This window comes from Peribacillus sp. SIMBA_075 (assembly GCF_046534585.1).
In genome coordinates this window covers 1-234 of sequence record NZ_JAWRYN010001656.1, presented here as the reverse complement: position 1 = coordinate 234, position 234 = coordinate 1, and the positions used below count along the sequence as shown (strand labels likewise).

At 50.0% G+C, this 234-nt stretch carries 1 protein-coding gene; it reads right to left on the bottom strand.

Annotated elements, in window-relative coordinates; translation table 11 throughout:
* On the bottom strand, nt 1-234 hold a 234-nt coding region (locus SB775_RS34055), incomplete at both ends, for an ABC transporter permease subunit (RefSeq protein WP_410865713.1).

The window sequence follows — 234 nt, the reverse complement described above, 5'->3', positions numbered from 1 at the left end:
ATGGTGGAAACGAGAGCTGATTCTTTCAAGAGAGCAATTGTTTCATTCACAAGCGCAGGCAATATATTTTTGATCCCTTGCGGCAAGATGATATCCAGCATCATCCGTCTGTAAGGAATCCCCAGAGCTTTTGCTGCTTCCCACTGCCCTTTGTCGACGGCCAAAATCCCGCCGCGAATCGTCTCGGAGATGTACGCTGCTGAGTTCAACGTAAACGTCAGGACGGCTGCTTCC